Genomic DNA, 14550 nt, shown 5'->3' with positions numbered 1-14550 from the left:
CTGGGCGCAGCTCAATCCAGACGAAGCTCACACTGCCCTGTACTTGAGAAACGTTTTCTAATACTGTACGCACATACAGCATAAGTCACAGGTTCCACATGCTCGCTCAACAAACCAAGCTGATCACCATTCCCGAGTGGTATCACCTCCTCCAAGACACCGATGCGCTGATCAGCGAACCCACGAAGCATCATCGAGAACTGTTGCACCAGGCATACGCGCTGCGTGATGCACACGCCGTGGATGCTGAAACACTAGCGAAAATGCTCGAGTTGGCGGAAGAAGCACTGGTGTATGCAAACGAGGCAAACCTTAGCGCTCAATGTTGATCAGTGGCTGTCATTGGGTTGACCGGACGCGTAGGTGCTCTTGGCTTCCCGGCGCAGCGCGTCTGCATTCTCCCACTAAAGGCTACCTCTATACGGCTAACTGAAGCGCCGGTCATCACCGCGTTGCTCACGTCTGGGCGAGTGATGGCCGGTCTGTTGACCCTCGTCCCCTGAAAGCTCTAGTACCCAGGCAAGCCCTCGGATAAAGCGGGCGTAACCATCTCAACATGAATATGGCCTTTTCACGGTATGAATTAACAAGTGGAAAGGGATTTCGATGCTGATAGGTACCTGAGAATCTCGTTGGGATTTCGGCGAGAGCTTCATCACAACGAGACCGGACAGCGTCGGCGGTAGATATCTGGGCCGAGAAGCGTCAGCGTCTGCGGGTCGCCAAACCATCTGGCAATTTCCAATCGGCACAGCACTGGGAAAAGAACAGTAAACGCAGCGAGCCGCGCCCTGTACAAATCGGAGGCAAGGTCTAGGGTCACACCGAGGTTGAGCGTTTATTGCGCATGATCAAACGCTGTCAGAAAGTTGGTGGTTTTCTACCCATTGCATCACGTGTTTAAGGCCAACCTGCCGCGCCGTGTCAACATAGTCATACAGCTCACTGTCGACCCGAGTTACAGGCAAAATAATTTCTTGGCCTTGAAGCACCTCTATCGCAACCGCCCAGCGCGGCGAACTAAATTCACTGCCCACACCCAGTAAATGCACGAACATCTGGTAAGAATCGTTTGCGTACGAAAACTTGTGAGGAATTCGAATAGGAGCAGCTTCAAGAGATACTTCTGGGACATCGAAGTATGCCTGTTCAGGCGAGGGCGAGTATCCAGAGCTCGTCACTCTTCGCCTCCTTGATTTATGTCTAACTTCCTCTCGTGGCGCGCCTGCTGCTGAGCCCGCTGTAAAGCGATTATCAGCCCATCGATTTGTTCATCATCAAAAATAAGCAGTTGCGAAGTATCTTCCTGAATCTGCCGAATACAGATTTTGAAACCGCCAGTTACAAAGACTTCCGCGCCATATTGTAAAATCAGATGATTGTTCATCACGCCTCCCTTGATAGCGTTATCTTGTGATCGAGTAGAGCCTCGGTGAGCCAATACTCACGGAGATCCAACAGCGACTTCGGTAGGCGACCTAAACCAAATCAAGGATCCCCAGCCGCTGATTTCAAATGAGCAACGGTTTGTCGTCGCTGCGAGCCTAACAACACTCGGCACAGAGCGGTTAAATGAGGAAACTCAAGCAGCATCCCTATTATCAAGCTGGCGTAGATCAGCGGCTGCCCCGGTAGCGCCACCATGGTCACGGCGAGCATTAGCGGTGCGTTACGAGCTGCAGTGGTCATGCTCAGCAATGCATGCTCAGGGTACCGGAAATGTAGCAGACGACTGAGTCCTTCTCCCATCAAAAAGGTGAGCACGAAGAAGATGAAGACTGCGACGAGTGCTTTGGCAAACACGCCACTGTGCAAAAGGATTACGTCGATGTTAGCGGCAAATATTTCCATCACCAGCAGCCCCATTATCCAAGGCAGCCCCTGGTCAATGTGCGATAGAAGTTTCTGAAGCCGGATTGTGCCTAGTCGGGCACGTAAAAATTTATGCGCAGATAACGCGACCACCAGTGGCGCCAAAAACCATTGAAACAGCGTGGTACCAATGACGCCTGAATCCAAGGTGACCGCATGCTGCGCGAAGAGAATCATATATAGTGGGTAAAGCAGCAGCTGCAAGGTCATATTTATCGGGATCAGCGTTGAACCGAGCGCAACATTACCTTCGGACAGCCTAGTAAATCCCAAAAACCAATCGGTACAAGGCGACATAAAATAGATCACCAAGCCAACGAACACCAGGGGTTGCGAGCCTAGGAAGAACGTTGCTACGCCATAACCAATCAACGGTACAATGACGAAGTTTGCTACCAAAGCTGCAAGCATGAACAGCCAATGCTTTTTTACCTCCAGCAATGCATCCAAGCGCACGCTGAAAAACAGAGAACCTACCAACAGTAACAGTGTGTAATCCACCTGCTGGCCCAGCCATTTTCCTGCGATTGGCGCACTACTGCCCACCGCGGCACCGATCGCGATGGAGCACAGCAAAATGATGGTAGCCAAACTCGCGCCCAGTGGCATTGGGGAGGAGAACACCGTCTTCAACATGCACAACCCTCGCAGCATTCAGGATTGCCAAAAGGGCCCCAAGTGCCGCTAGTCAAGATCTGCGCAGTGCAGTCAAGCTCTAAACGCCTAGCGATCTCGCGCGCAATACCGTCAAATCGTTGTCGAAATTTGTAGATGAAGCAATAAATCATCGCGTCATGGCGAACCTGCGGGCCGACCAGAAATAGGCCAGGCGTGCGCAAGGACTCATCATTTTCACTCAGTCGAATGTGCCCGGCTTCATCCCACGACCAATGTTCAGCAATCTGCCGCGCACCACCGCCCTTGACGAAACCAGTTCCCAGTATCGGTGGAGTCTGGCTGTCCCAGTAACGGCCATCACCAGCATGGACACGGACACCCCCTTGGTTATCGCAGCTCACCTCGACGACATCGACCCCGTAGACGACTTCCAGTGCACCAGCGTCTTCCATCACACGCAAGCGCTCGCGGCTATATGGCGATAAAACTTGGCTAGGATCATCTACATCGGGCAAATCCCAAGTCTTCCGGCGTACGAGCAGGCGAACCCCATGATTGTGCTGTAGGAGGTTGAATGCAGCATCTACTCCACTTTCGTAGCCGCCGATGACTGTAAAATGGCCTGATTCCATATCCCGCCAATCTGCCACGCTTGCATAATGCATGCACCATTGCGCACCCGGAAAAGGCTTGAGGTCAGGGAATTGGTACTCGCCACAAGCCCAGATCAGAAACTTTGTATCGTAGTCACCCTGCTCGGTCGTCAAGCGGAAGCGGTGATCTGCGGTTGACGCAACTTCATGCACCTCGCAGTCACAGCTCACTGACAACTGCGCAGTCTCTACAACCGACTTCAAGTAATCTGCGTACTGCAGACCGCTCAAATGCTCTGTACCGGCAGACAAAGCAGGTGAACTGATGGGATCAACTGCGTTCAGGTCAGCCAGGCCAAAAGGATTGCTGTAGAAGGAGGGGGTTATGAAACGCGTCTGGGTGGGCCACAGACGGAACGACTCACCGAGCTGCCCACGCTCCAGCACCTCACATTCCAGCCCATGAACTTGCTGCAGTGCCATGGCCATGCCAATGCCCGCTGGCCCGGCGCCTACAATTACCACGTCAACGCTGCGCATGATTATCCTCTGGAAGGCTCAACCGTTTTTAAGCCAGCCTGCGTCCTATCGTTAGGCTGAAAGTCTCTCAGTCAGCCGCGCTTGAGATGATCCAAAGGGCGAAAATCGTCCCGCAAACGCAAGCGATCAGACCCGGTGCAAAAAGACCAATTGATACGTTATAACATATCCATTTACGGCTATCATCCATTCAGCGCGCGCAACATTGGCACCGTACAGAAACCAGCCGTCACCCCCGGAAAGATACCAACCCGCCACCACCCCCTAAGCGCGGTATGAAAACCTACGCAACCCGCGTGCGATCGCTTGCATTCTCCGGGGGCTGACAAACCGCGAGAATCCCTGTGGTACTCTCCAATGCTCTAGGTCTGGGTTTTCTGCTGCTGCAGCTGTGTGGGAGCCCTTCTTGCCCATATTTGGCCAGGAGCATGCATGTCGCTCAAAACAGGTTTCGCCACTGTACTCAAAGCAATGCGAGTAAGCCGCGGGCTGACGCATAAGCACATGGCTGAAGCCAGCAGTCGGGGGTATATGTCAAAACTGGAACAGGGGCGATCAAGCCCAACGGTCGACAAGCTGACGGTCATCAGTGAGGCCCTGGGGCTCAGCCCTCTCACACTGTTCACATTGACGTTGAGCCTAGAGCGCGGTGAACCCATTGACACCCTATTGCAGCGACTCAAAGCTGATATTGCAGACTTGGACGCCAACGATGCGCTCAAAGCGCTAGGGATCTCATCGCGGCCAGCCGTCTGCGCAACAAGAGCTGCCCAACCCCGCCGGCGGACACAAGCTTACCCCTCACCTCAAACTGAGCTGCACTTCGCTGAATAGAAAAACGTGCGAACTCGTCTCGGAATCAAAGCCCAAGATCAATCTCAAATAGCGTATCCCTAAGCTCAGCGGGCGCGGCTTGATCATCCACAAGTCGCTTGAGCACGTGCACACTCACATGAGACCGCAGCTGCTGCCGGACGTAGATATAACTGCTATCTGTACACGGCACATTAGCGCTCGGTAAGAGGCGTTCGAGCACCGCAAATGCCGCGGCTCCGACGTCCCGTTTATGGATGCGTGTCAAGCTGTCTAGTCCGGGTTTGCGGCAGTAGCTGATCACTGCATCACTCACTATCGATGAAAGGTGTTCACGATAATGTGCGGCGGCGCACAACCTGACAGAGGCCTCCTGCTGAGCCTTCACCTACTTGCCCTCATGACTTTAAATCGGCGCACAATAGCCCTCTAAATCGTGCCGAGCCAAGGCGCTGACTGCAACTCAATCATTTTGGAACCGCTATGCTTGTCCAGCTGGATCTAAACCACAACGATCGTGATGCCTTGTTAAGGCACTGCCAACAATTTGTCCCCAATAGCGGAGACGCACGCGAGGATGCCCGTCTGACGGATGCCTTGGAAACACTAGCCGCTGCGCTTGAAGACGCGCCGCACAGTAATCGATGTGATTCCTGAAGGCATACCAGCCCACATCGCAAGCTAGAAGACTCCCCAACGATCGCCAGTTCGCCGCCAGTCATGACTAATGGCGCGTGCGTGATGGGCCACCGAGCATCTCGAGTTGGTAGTCAGTAACTGACTGGAATGCGTACTCGGCCTCTAGTCGAAGTCGATCTAAATCCGCATCGGGCAGACCATCCGCTTTGGCCTGGTCATATTTCTTCATAGCATCAACAGCTAGCTGATACATCGGGTCATCAGGTAGCAGCGGCTGCCGGACTCGATCCTTCATGGTTGCTCCTTCAATGGTTACTGAGGCCTTCCACCCTTCAACACATTAGCTTGTCTACAGGTCGGTTGAAGCTCGGCGTATTTCGGAATGACGCACCGTTAAGGTTGACCAGTGCGGCAGCATCGCGGATTTCCTGCTCCAGCTTCCCATGGTTGTCAGCTTTGGAACGCGTGAGGATGGAATCCACCTTGCCGTTAAAAGCATCTACGACGAAGCGTACAGCGGTGTCGCGACGGTTAGCCTCGACATAGTCGCAAGCCGCAGCCCTTCCGGCCTTGACCATAAAGCGTGTGTATTCCCGGGCTGCTTTGAGCTTCTGGCCAGCCTCGGTGAAACCGAATTCCTCGGCTAGGTCATCCAGGAGGCTGAAGGTCGGAACGATGTAAGCATCGCCATACCCTTCAACAACGTTCTTCATGGCTTGGGCAGCATCGGCGTAGTGCTTGGCTTTTCCCATTGCAGCCAAAGCATCACCCGCAACCTGCTGAGCACGCGCCTGAGCATCAGCGACGATCTTGTCGGCATCTGCAACAGCTTGCTGCAAGCGGCTCTCAGCCTGACTGACCTTCAATTGAGCCTGCTGCAATAGCTGATCGCGCTCTGCTCTGCCCTTGCTGAGTATTTGGACTTTTTCGGCTTCGGCATCTGCAATGGCTTGCTTTAGTAGGTGATCGGCCTCCGTCAATTTGGCCTGCGCCTGCTGAAGCAGTTGGCTCCGCTCGACTCGAGTCTCGCCGAGGATCCTCGCAGCTTCTGCCTCGGCATCGAGAATTTCTCTGAAACGCTCCAATTCAATCAAGGTTTGCTGCAGCCTGGAGTTCCGCGCCGCGGATTCCTCCTCGGTGGATTTGAGATCGTTTTGCCTAGCCGCAAGCTCCATCCTCAACTGGCCAATCACGCCCTTTGCCCGGATGCTCTGTATGAGAAACACACAGGCGGTGATGCCTGCGACTATTGCTATAAGCTCCATCTGCAGCGATTCCCTGTCTGAAATGAAAGGAGAATCCTACATTGCCATGACGGCCATTAGCCACTAAGACCATCACCGCGCAGTGATGATGGGCAGGGCAGAAAACCGGTCTGCAGCATGCCGAGCGACGAACGCTGTTCTTGAATGGCGGTGAATACGCGACTAGTCCCCCTAGAGCAGCAGTCAGGAGAACCAACCTCGCAGGCCGCATCGCTCAGCCTGCTTTACTCCCACCCGTATACATAGCTACATCGACATCTTGCGCTCAAATCGGAACATTACCTCGTCCAGCCAGTGAAGGTATGCTGCCTGCGTGGCGGGAATCAACAACGTGCGCTCCTCTAGATTTTGCTGCGAGCGGTGCGGCATCGATAGGCTGTTGGTCGCAGTCGCAGGAGGCTCTGCGAAGAGCTTGTGGTCGACACCATGCAAACTTATTTGAAACCACCCGCCCTTCCCTTCGCTTAGCAAATTGAATGCTGCCTCGGCCCCTTTCCTGACCAGAGAGGGCGAGAGGTAAAAGGAATCCATGAAGCTGCGTGAGCTTGATGCGTTCGCGAGTGAAATAGACAAGGAACAAAGCCCGCTTTCATGATGCCGCCACTTGATCGCTGGTGTATTGATCCCGGTCTGGTCGGCACTGTCGAAATCCTTGTAGCCGTCCCTGAGAGATCCAAGGCCGACTTGGCAGATCTTGAGGAAGATAGACTCATGTTGGGTGTGAGCAACCCGCAACGTCCCGACAGTTTCCGGCTGTGGGAGAAACGCTACTTCTAAGCGCGCCTCATGGCTGTACCCACTCCAACGATCATGACCACTGTGCAGTTGCAAGCGCTGCACAAAATCCTGCTCTGTGATGGCCTTGTGGCTGACGGACATTTGATTCAAGCTCTGAATGATGCCGTCCGAGAGCTGGTATTGATCGGAGAAGGTCACCCTGAACAGCCCGTCGAGGTAGTCCGATACCTCCCAAGAGAATGCCTTCTGGCGCTCATCCATTTCCACGGCTTCGAGGAAGGCCAAGATCTTTTTACCTGAAGCCTTTGCACGCCGAAATTCCTGCTGGGTCACAGACTCCCCAGTCTCCGTCTGATAGCCAAAACTCGCCCCCAGGATTAATACCACCACATCAGCCTGGTCGACCTCAGTCATACACGCATGCTGTGATGAATATGGGCGGGCTCCGAAGTCCTCACACATCACTGGCGTGTGTCCAAGGAGAGTGATGGCTTTCCGAGCTACAGCGCGGTACTGCTCGAACCCTCCAACCACGGAGCTAACGAACACCTTCATTGTGATCCCCCAAAACCGACAGCAATGATGGCTACTGTATGTCTTAAGAGAGTCCGATGCAAAGCGCGCGACCTAGATGAGTTAGCGCTCAAATGGCGAATGATCAGCCGTCATCCCCTGCTATAACCCTGGGCATGTCCATACATATTCAGGCCCTGCCAAATCCGGCTCATGAATCAGACAAGGATCTGCCCCGGTGCTGGCGGAAATCTATTCTTCTGCTGTGATCTTGATGGGGCGCTGTCAAGCCACACAGTGCTACCGAGAAAAATCTCAAATCAGTGGAGGTTAGAGGCCAGCGAACCATTCACGTAAAGCTGAAAGTCGATAACGGTTTGGTAAAGATGGTCTGCTTCGAGACGGAGCCGCTACATTATTGCCTCCGGTGCACCTCGATCCTCAGCTTGGTGATAGGCCCGGACTGCCTCCGACATGCGAGCGCGCCCTCTAGGATTGGCGACAAGGTGAGCTTAGGATCAATCGAATCGTGTACTAATGGTCGTCTACACTCCGCCTACGACACTGCAGCCTCGCAAGGAAGTGAACGGTGACAATGCTCGACAACGCTGTTTCCTCGATCCGCTTGGGTATTGAGGATTTCAAAACCATTCCAGCCGACGACGCCCGCGCCCTGTCGGCGATCCGAAATCTCTCAGCCGGCCTGCTGCTGATGTTCAAGGTGAAACTTCAGGAGCTGAGCCCAGCTGATTCCAATGAAGCCTTTCTCAAACAGCATGTGACCACGGGTCTGGATGCCGATGGCAACCCCGTTTGGCTTGGCAAAGGAGGACAGACAGTCGATGTACGAACAATCCAAGAGCGCCTTGAGAACCTTGGAGTTAAGGGCATCGACTGGAGCCTTCTCAAAAAGCTGACCAACATGCGTAACGATGTCGAGCATTACTATTCCAAGCTGCCTCCGTCAGGGTTAGCCGAAGCGATGGCTGCTTCCTTCCACCTCATCCAGCAGTTCGTACCGCGCTTTCTCGACCGAACCCCAATCGAACTACTCGGCGAAGACCTGTGGAAATTCTTGACGGCCCAGGAAGCTTTCTACAATCGTGAACTGGAAATCTGCAAAGTAGCCAATAAGGAGGTACCTTGGGGACATGAGCTTCTAAAAGACTCGGTAGAACTGCTGCAGTGCCCTGCCTGTAAATCGCCCCTCATCAAACCCGTCGCTTTGGTGAGTCCTGCATCGGAGATCGCCTTTGCATGTACCTGTTGCGCCCATAGCGCTAGTTACGCCGAGGCAGCTGAAACCATCGCTACGAAACACTATTTCGCAGATCTGTACTACGCCCTAACAAAGGGAGGTGAGGCCCCGCTGGAACATTGCTCCTCCTGCGGCCACTTCAGCTACCTAACAGAAGAATTTGAATGCCTGCTATGCCTTGAGGACAGCCCAGGCCCAGCTTGTACCGAGTGCGGCGTGACGTTGGAGTCGGAAATAGACAACGACGACGATATGACTCGGCTGTGTGGCATGTGCCGCTATGCCCTTCAGGCTGACTGACCAACCTGAAAAGGTAAGTGCCCACTAACCCGCTTGATGTCCAACGGAGTGCAGCCGTTCTGGCAGCCCAGCGTGCAAGGAAATTGAACGGACGCTTACCTATGACTCACGTGCACTGCCCTACGACTCAACGCAAAAAGCCCCTTAAAGGGGCTTTAGCAAGCTGATGATTCTTAATGAGCGAGCCAGGACTCTACTTCATCCGAGCCGTATTGCGATTTCCACTCTTTCAGCAGCTTGTGGTTGCCACCCTTGGTTTCGATTATTTCGCCGTTATGCGGATTTTTGTACTGTTTCACCTGACGAGCACGACGAGGGCTTGTCTCAACAGCAGGAGCATTGGAGCGACGGTTAGCTTGGGGATCCAAAATATTGATGATATCGCGCAAGCTAAAGCCATATTTGGCCAACAAATCACGGAGCTTGGTTTCGAACTCAATTTCTTTTTGAAGTTCCGACGAACCTTTGAGCGCTTCGAGCTCAGCCAGTTGCGCGGCCAATTTTTGTTCAAGCTGACGAAATTCTGCCAAACGGGACATGATACTACCTCGAATTTAAATGAGATGATGCTTCAATGCTGAGCAAATATTAGTTCCATACACCCTCAGGTGTCAAATATTCAAAAAAATTTTACTTCAACCTACAGCTTCCACCAGCAGACCATGCCAAACACAGGCATCACTCCCACTGGTTAAAATCCAAAATACTAGGCAGATAATAATGCTGCAAATTTCGTGTTTTATATTTTTGAATCCACACCGTAATCCGACTCACCTGTGTGACACCCAACCCTACCCATTCAACCACTACAACGCGACGCTACTGCGCGTAAGCCGATACGACATCGTTTAAATGTAATTCGTCTCCTGAGTACCCGACGACGATGATTTCCTCTCCGATCCTATATAACTACACACGCGATTATTCCACCTGCGAGCGGCTGTCAAAGCTTTGTAGCCCCCTCAGAAATCCGGGCATCGGGCAGTAGCTAGCACTCATATTGGAGGCTTTCTTTGCCAGGAAAGGTCGAGACGCGTTTGAAGTGTCTATGCCTAGGTTGCACGAACGAGCGGGGTTCGACGAGGGTAGGAGTCGTGTCCCCCTAAATTCGGGCTTTGGGCAAAAATTGCGTTGCTAACGATGCTCTCTCATTAGGGCTCGCCATCCCAAGCCCCACCACCTGATCGGAGCAAGGACTAGCCCGCTTCGCTGCTAATTGCTCAGCCATCCACTCCGAAGCCGACCTGAATTCGCGCATCATTGCGGCGTACTCGTCGTCGCTCAGCATTGACGGATGTTTGTCAGATTTATCCAAGACGCCCTCCGGCTTGCTCCACCAACCAATGCGCCGCCGCTCGGCCCAAACAGACACTGCCTTCAACTAAGCGATCGTTCGACTCATTCTAGACGACGAGAAGAGCTCGACAGTGGTTTCGACAGCCTAGCCTGCCCGGTGGCAGGGTTAGTCTCAATTCCGAGAAGCATTTTGAAACGCTTCGCGACATGCTGGATCCAAGACCACGAGGTTGGTCATCTAAGGTAAATGGCTAGCGCTCAGCTACTCAAAACTCATGGATTCTGTCAGCAGCCATCAAGGGAGTGAAGTATGGAGATTGATCGTAGGCAGTTTGTTCACCTAGGTTCGCTCATAACTGCTGGACTGATACTTCCAGGAGCAGCGGCTGCAGCCCCACCCTCGTCCCCCTCGCAGGGATCAAGCCTTCTCATCCAGAACGCCACAGTAATCACGATGGATCCTAAGCTGGGTGATCTTGAAGGCTTTGACGTGCTCATCATGAACGGGACGATTCGAGAGATCGGCAAATCGCTCCCCGCTGCCGGATCCGAGGTGCTCGACGGCGCAGGCATGATTGTGTTGCCGGGTATGATCGATACCCATTGGCATCTTTGGAATAGCTTGCTGCGCAGCAGCGCTCCCATACCGGGAGGGCCAGCGTTCTTCGAGACGCAGCAACGCACGAGCAAGCGTTTTACCCCGGCGCTGACCGAGCTGAGCGTGCGACTCGGCTTAGCGGAAGCGATTAACGCTGGGTTCACCACGGTGAACAGTTGGTCACACAACATCCGCAGCCCAGAATTTGCACAAGCTGAGCTCAAAGCACTGGCGGCATCGGGTATCGGTGCCCGCTTGTGGTACGGCTATGCGCAGGATCTGCCACAGACCTCCCCTATGGATTTTGCTGACATACAGCGCGTGAGCGAGCACATCCAACAGACAGCGCGAGGGAGATTGGATTTGGGACTGGCAGTACGCGGCCCTGAGCGCACTGGCCCGGAGATCTGGATAGAAGAATTTGAGTTCGCGGCAAAGCACTCTCTGCCAATTTCCACTCACATTGCTGTGACCAAGCAGATGCAGAAAAAGCGGGCTATACAGCAGCTTGCCAGCCGGAGCCTATTGCTCCCTAAAGTGCAGTTAGTACATGCAACGCATGCTGATCAGCAAGATCTGGAGAGCATTCGTGAATCCGGAGCATCCGTTTGTCTAACTCCCCTGACTGAAATGCGAGTCGGGTACGGCTTGCCCCCAGTGGCAGCACTTCACCTCGCGAAGCTGCCTGTGAGTCTTGGCGTGGACACCCTAGTGCTCGGAGGCAACGCGAACCCGTTCATGCTCATGCAGACCTGTTTGAACCTAGCCATCGCAACCACCGGTGACGAGCAAACGATGACCGCTCGTGATGTGCTTCACTGGGCAACCCAAGGGGCCGCCGACATCATGGGGTGGGGCGATAAGACCGGCTCAATAACTGTCGGTAAGCGAGCTGATATGATCATGATCAACGCTCGGAATATCGGCATGTTTCCCGTCATTGATCCAGCCGCCACCATTGTCCAATCTGCTTCGCCTGCCGACGTGACCAATGTCATTGCTAACGGCAGATTGGTGAAGCGCGATGGAGTATTGCTAGGTTTGGACTTGCACGCATTAGCGGAGGAGGCTCGAGAGGGGGTTCGTCATCTGCTGAAGAGCTAGCCACCCTACCCTCACTGGGAGTCACCACAGCCCCAAGACGTCAGAACCTCCGCCTCCACCGATCAAGTGGTTCCTGTCAGCACTAAAAGACCTCAATCCAGCTGGCGTTAGCCCCCGACCGAACAGGTAGCAGCTTCTGGCGAGTTCAACATTGAGGCGCCGCCCGCCACCTAGACCATCAGCCATGTTTCGTTAAACCGCGCTTCCTCAACGCACTGAGATTGCTTACTAGGCGCTCAACCGCACCCCGGGGGGCACCCGGGCGGACGAGCTGGAAACTTTTGAAGCCAAGGTCAGCGCCGAAGAGATCACCTATCGGTTTGCTGAGTGTGCCCTCTAACTCTCAGCGTTTGGCATTCGCACAGCGGATAGCGTTCTCACTGACACTCTGACAACTGAATCTCAACGCGCCCCTCGATTACAGCTTGGTCTAGATCGCCGTTGCGCATATGTCTGAGCAACGCCTGCCGAACATGAGCAACGCGAGGATGCCTCAGAGCAAAGGCGCCCGTTCGGCTAGCGTTTGCCTGCTTCCGGTCTAGAACTGCACGCCACGAGTCAACCCACCGTCCACCAGCAGGGTCGTCCCTGTGATAAAGCTCGCCGCTGGGCTCGCCAGGAATACCGTTGCGTTGGCAACCTCATCAGGTCTTGCCATTCTCCCGAGAGGGTTAGCAGCAAGACACTCTGCGAAAGCGGTCGGATCATTGCGCTCAATATCGCCCCACACCCCATCGGGGAAATACACGTTACCCGGGGCGACAGTATTCACACGGATGCCGCTTTTGGCGTGCTGAACCGACAGGGTCTTGCCGTAGTGCGTTAGCGCCGCTTTCAGCACCCCGTATGGCTCAGCGAAGCGGTCGATCTCCCGGCCTGAAACGGTCGAGATAAGCACTACAGCAGGCGCATCAGAGGCTTTGAGATGAGGCAGGCTTGCATTGACCAGGTGGACTGAGCCCATGATGTCCACTTCAAATGCCAAACGCCACGACTCAATGGTTCCATCCCCCGCCAACGCAGAGACGTTGGGGATCACAATATCGATCCCTCCCATGTGCTCGGCACTTTCATTGACCCAATGCGTCACTTGGGCAGAATCTTGAACGTCCACGACAAAGCCCCGTGCGAACCCTGAGACTTCCTGCTCTGCCTTGCGCACACCCTCAGCACCACGAGCACAAAAGCAGACCTGAGCACCCTCCTTCATAAACAGCTCAACGATGGCGCGCCCGATACCGCGCGAGCCACCACTTACCAAAACACGCTTGCCCTTCAATCCCAGATCCATGTCTCATCCTCTGTGTTGATGAAGACATTGTACTGATCCAAATGGTGATCGAAAGGCTGGCTTGGGAAATGGGTGCGAAATTCGACATTGTCGAACGCTCAGGCTTGCTCCAGACTTTGGAGCACGGATCAGATGAGGTTTCAGCCGTGGCAAAGCAAAGTCGGCATATCCAATCAGTAGAGCGAGCGATGGCTCTGCTGGAGCAGTTGAGTACAATGCCCCGCGGTACTGGTCTCGCAACTCTCTGTCGAAACACTGGGCTGAGTAAAAGTACAGCGCATGGATTACTCAGCACCCTAGTCGACCTCGGCTATGTCTCAAACGAGGGCAATGAATACACCTCTGGCAGCAGGATCCGCTCAATCACCACTGTGCACACCGACAGCGCAGATTGGGTCAGGGAGCTATTCACCCCAGCCTTGCACGCCTTTAACGAGATATGCCAGCGAAACAGTTACCTCGCGATCCCGAGCGGCACACGCTCGTACCTCACGCTGGATAGCCTCGATCAACAAGGCAGCCCACTTTCTGACCATGTCGATGCCCGTAGAGATGCCGTTAGGACATCCGCGGTAGGTAAGATCTTCTTGGCGCACGACCGGTCATTTGCTCGCCGCGTTCGCCGTAATGCATCGCTTGATCATGACCTTGAACACGAACTCATGCTCGTCAAGGAATCTGGCTTTGCCTTTGACATATCTGCATCCCGCCCTGGGCTCCACTGTATGGCCATTCCACTGCGCCACCAAGGAGTACTCGTGGGAGCACTCGGAATCAGTGGGGCTGAAGAGGATATGGAGCCGCGCTGGATGGAAGTGAAAGCCCGGCAAGCGGTGCGTGAGCTCGCATCTTTGGTTTGCATGTAGGCCGCCCATGAAGTTGGTTTGCGCTGAAATCGCTAGCCGCTCAACTCAGGCCGGCATGGCCTTTCCGCATCCCTACGATCGAGGGTGGCCAAGCTTCAAATTCCGGACAGACTGATCCGAATAAAGGCCCTGTGTCCGGCGCTCAATTTTTTTGCCTTTCAGAAGCTTCCATTTGGAGTCAAAGCGAAAGCGGCGGCCTTGCCGCCGAAATACCGATCCCCTTTTCCACCGCGGCCTGTCGGCTGA

At 54.1% G+C, this 14550-nt stretch carries 14 protein-coding genes; 5 read left to right on the top strand and 9 right to left on the bottom strand.

Annotation, left to right across the window (positions count from 1 at the left end; translation table 11 throughout):
* Positions 1-98 precede the first annotated feature (98 nt).
* Entirely contained in the window at positions 99-329 is a 231-nt protein-coding gene (locus IAE37_RS06395) for a hypothetical protein (protein WP_201164661.1), read from the top strand.
* A gap of 522 nt (positions 330-851) precedes the next feature.
* Here the strand turns inward: IAE37_RS06395 and IAE37_RS06390 are convergent.
* The 4 genes from IAE37_RS06390 to IAE37_RS06375 form a co-directional block, all read right to left on the bottom strand.
* Entirely contained in the window at positions 852-1181 is a 330-nt protein-coding gene (locus IAE37_RS06390) for a hypothetical protein (protein WP_201171098.1), read from the bottom strand.
* Complete coding sequence (locus IAE37_RS06385; RefSeq protein ID WP_201171096.1) at positions 1178-1387, bottom strand: hypothetical protein; 210 nt, start codon at positions 1385-1387, stop codon at positions 1178-1180. The genes IAE37_RS06390 and IAE37_RS06385 overlap by 4 nt, the downstream gene beginning before the upstream one ends.
* A 101-nt stretch (positions 1388-1488) precedes the next feature.
* Complete coding sequence (locus IAE37_RS06380; protein WP_201171094.1) at positions 1489-2508, bottom strand: arsenic resistance protein; 1020 nt, start codon at positions 2506-2508, stop codon at positions 1489-1491.
* Positions 2502-3623, bottom strand: coding sequence for an NAD(P)/FAD-dependent oxidoreductase (locus IAE37_RS06375; protein ID WP_201171092.1), 1122 nt, complete (start codon positions 3621-3623; stop codon positions 2502-2504). The genes IAE37_RS06380 and IAE37_RS06375 overlap by 7 nt, the downstream gene beginning before the upstream one ends.
* Positions 3624-4055: 432 nt before the next feature.
* Here IAE37_RS06375 and IAE37_RS06370 point away from each other — a divergent pair, with 432 nt between their 5' ends.
* Positions 4056-4457: a helix-turn-helix domain-containing protein gene (locus IAE37_RS06370; protein ID WP_201171090.1), complete on the top strand. Its 402-nt coding sequence runs from the start codon at positions 4056-4058 to the stop codon at positions 4455-4457.
* Positions 4458-5160: 703 nt separating this feature from the next.
* On the opposite strand, the gene IAE37_RS06365 is transcribed toward IAE37_RS06370, so the two are convergent.
* From IAE37_RS06365 to IAE37_RS06355, 3 genes are all read right to left on the bottom strand, one after another.
* On the bottom strand, positions 5161-5370 hold the full coding sequence (locus tag IAE37_RS06365; protein ID WP_201171088.1) for a hypothetical protein: 210 nt from the start codon (positions 5368-5370) through the stop codon (positions 5161-5163).
* A gap of 37 nt (positions 5371-5407) precedes the next feature.
* On the bottom strand, positions 5408-6340 hold the full coding sequence (locus tag IAE37_RS06360; protein WP_236409810.1) for a DUF4041 domain-containing protein: 933 nt from the start codon (positions 6338-6340) through the stop codon (positions 5408-5410).
* A 246-nt stretch (positions 6341-6586) separates the two neighbouring features.
* Entirely contained in the window at positions 6587-7633 is a 1047-nt protein-coding gene (locus tag IAE37_RS06355; protein ID WP_201171086.1) for a DUF4062 domain-containing protein, read from the bottom strand.
* Positions 7634-8180: 547 nt separating this feature from the next.
* Between IAE37_RS06355 and IAE37_RS06350 the strand changes: the two genes are divergently transcribed.
* The gene (locus tag IAE37_RS06350) at positions 8181-9149 is read left to right on the top strand and encodes a hypothetical protein (protein ID WP_201171084.1); all 969 of its coding nucleotides are present in this window, start codon (positions 8181-8183) and stop codon (positions 9147-9149) included.
* 173 nt (positions 9150-9322) lie between these two features.
* Here IAE37_RS06350 and IAE37_RS06345 read toward each other — a convergent pair whose 3' ends face one another.
* Complete coding sequence (locus tag IAE37_RS06345; protein WP_201171081.1) at positions 9323-9688, bottom strand: histone-like nucleoid-structuring protein, MvaT/MvaU family; 366 nt, start codon at positions 9686-9688, stop codon at positions 9323-9325.
* A 1211-nt stretch (positions 9689-10899) separates the two neighbouring features.
* Here IAE37_RS06345 and IAE37_RS06340 point away from each other — a divergent pair.
* Entirely contained in the window at positions 10900-12147 is a 1248-nt protein-coding gene (locus IAE37_RS06340) for an amidohydrolase family protein (RefSeq protein WP_201171078.1), read from the top strand.
* Between the two features lie 538 nt (positions 12148-12685).
* Here IAE37_RS06340 and IAE37_RS06335 read toward each other — a convergent pair.
* Positions 12686-13438, bottom strand: coding sequence for an SDR family NAD(P)-dependent oxidoreductase (locus IAE37_RS06335; RefSeq protein ID WP_201171070.1), 753 nt, complete (start codon positions 13436-13438; stop codon positions 12686-12688).
* 41 nt (positions 13439-13479) lie between these two features.
* Here IAE37_RS06335 and IAE37_RS29145 point away from each other — a divergent pair, with 41 nt between their 5' ends.
* On the top strand, positions 13480-14304 hold the full coding sequence (locus tag IAE37_RS29145) for an IclR family transcriptional regulator (RefSeq protein ID WP_442967772.1): 825 nt from the start codon (positions 13480-13482) through the stop codon (positions 14302-14304).
* Positions 14305-14550: the final 246 nt, after the last annotated feature.

This window comes from Pseudomonas sp. S31, assembly GCF_016648105.1.
Classification (GTDB): Bacteria; Pseudomonadota; Gammaproteobacteria; order Pseudomonadales; family Pseudomonadaceae; genus Aquipseudomonas.
The sequence above is the reverse complement of the archived record's forward strand: the minus strand, read 5'-3'. Positions and strand labels throughout refer to the sequence as shown.

Excerpts from the sequence above, each read along its gene's own strand:
- IAE37_RS06395 (WP_201164661.1), top strand. The coding sequence starts at position 99 with ATGCTCGCTCAACAAACCAAGCTGATCACCATTCCCGAGTGGTATCAC.
- IAE37_RS06385 (WP_201171096.1), bottom strand. The coding sequence starts at position 1,387 with ATGAACAATCATCTGATTTTACAATATGGCGCGGAAGTCTTTGTAACT.
- IAE37_RS06380 (WP_201171094.1), bottom strand. The coding sequence starts at position 2,508 with ATGTTGAAGACGGTGTTCTCCTCCCCAATGCCACTGGGCGCGAGTTTG.
- IAE37_RS06375 (WP_201171092.1), bottom strand. The coding sequence starts at position 3,623 with ATGCGCAGCGTTGACGTGGTAATTGTAGGCGCCGGGCCAGCGGGCATT.
- IAE37_RS06370 (WP_201171090.1), top strand. The coding sequence starts at position 4,056 with ATGTCGCTCAAAACAGGTTTCGCCACTGTACTCAAAGCAATGCGAGTA.
- IAE37_RS06365 (WP_201171088.1), bottom strand. The coding sequence starts at position 5,370 with ATGAAGGATCGAGTCCGGCAGCCGCTGCTACCTGATGACCCGATGTAT.
- IAE37_RS06360 (WP_236409810.1), bottom strand. The coding sequence starts at position 6,340 with ATGGAGCTTATAGCAATAGTCGCAGGCATCACCGCCTGTGTGTTTCTC.
- IAE37_RS06355 (WP_201171086.1), bottom strand. The coding sequence starts at position 7,633 with ATGAAGGTGTTCGTTAGCTCCGTGGTTGGAGGGTTCGAGCAGTACCGC.
- IAE37_RS06345 (WP_201171081.1), bottom strand. The coding sequence starts at position 9,688 with ATGTCCCGTTTGGCAGAATTTCGTCAGCTTGAACAAAAATTGGCCGCG.
- IAE37_RS06340 (WP_201171078.1), top strand. The coding sequence starts at position 10,900 with ATGGATCCTAAGCTGGGTGATCTTGAAGGCTTTGACGTGCTCATCATG.
- IAE37_RS06335 (WP_201171070.1), bottom strand. The coding sequence starts at position 13,438 with ATGGATCTGGGATTGAAGGGCAAGCGTGTTTTGGTAAGTGGTGGCTCG.
- IAE37_RS29145 (WP_442967772.1), top strand. The coding sequence starts at position 13,480 with ATGGTGATCGAAAGGCTGGCTTGGGAAATGGGTGCGAAATTCGACATT.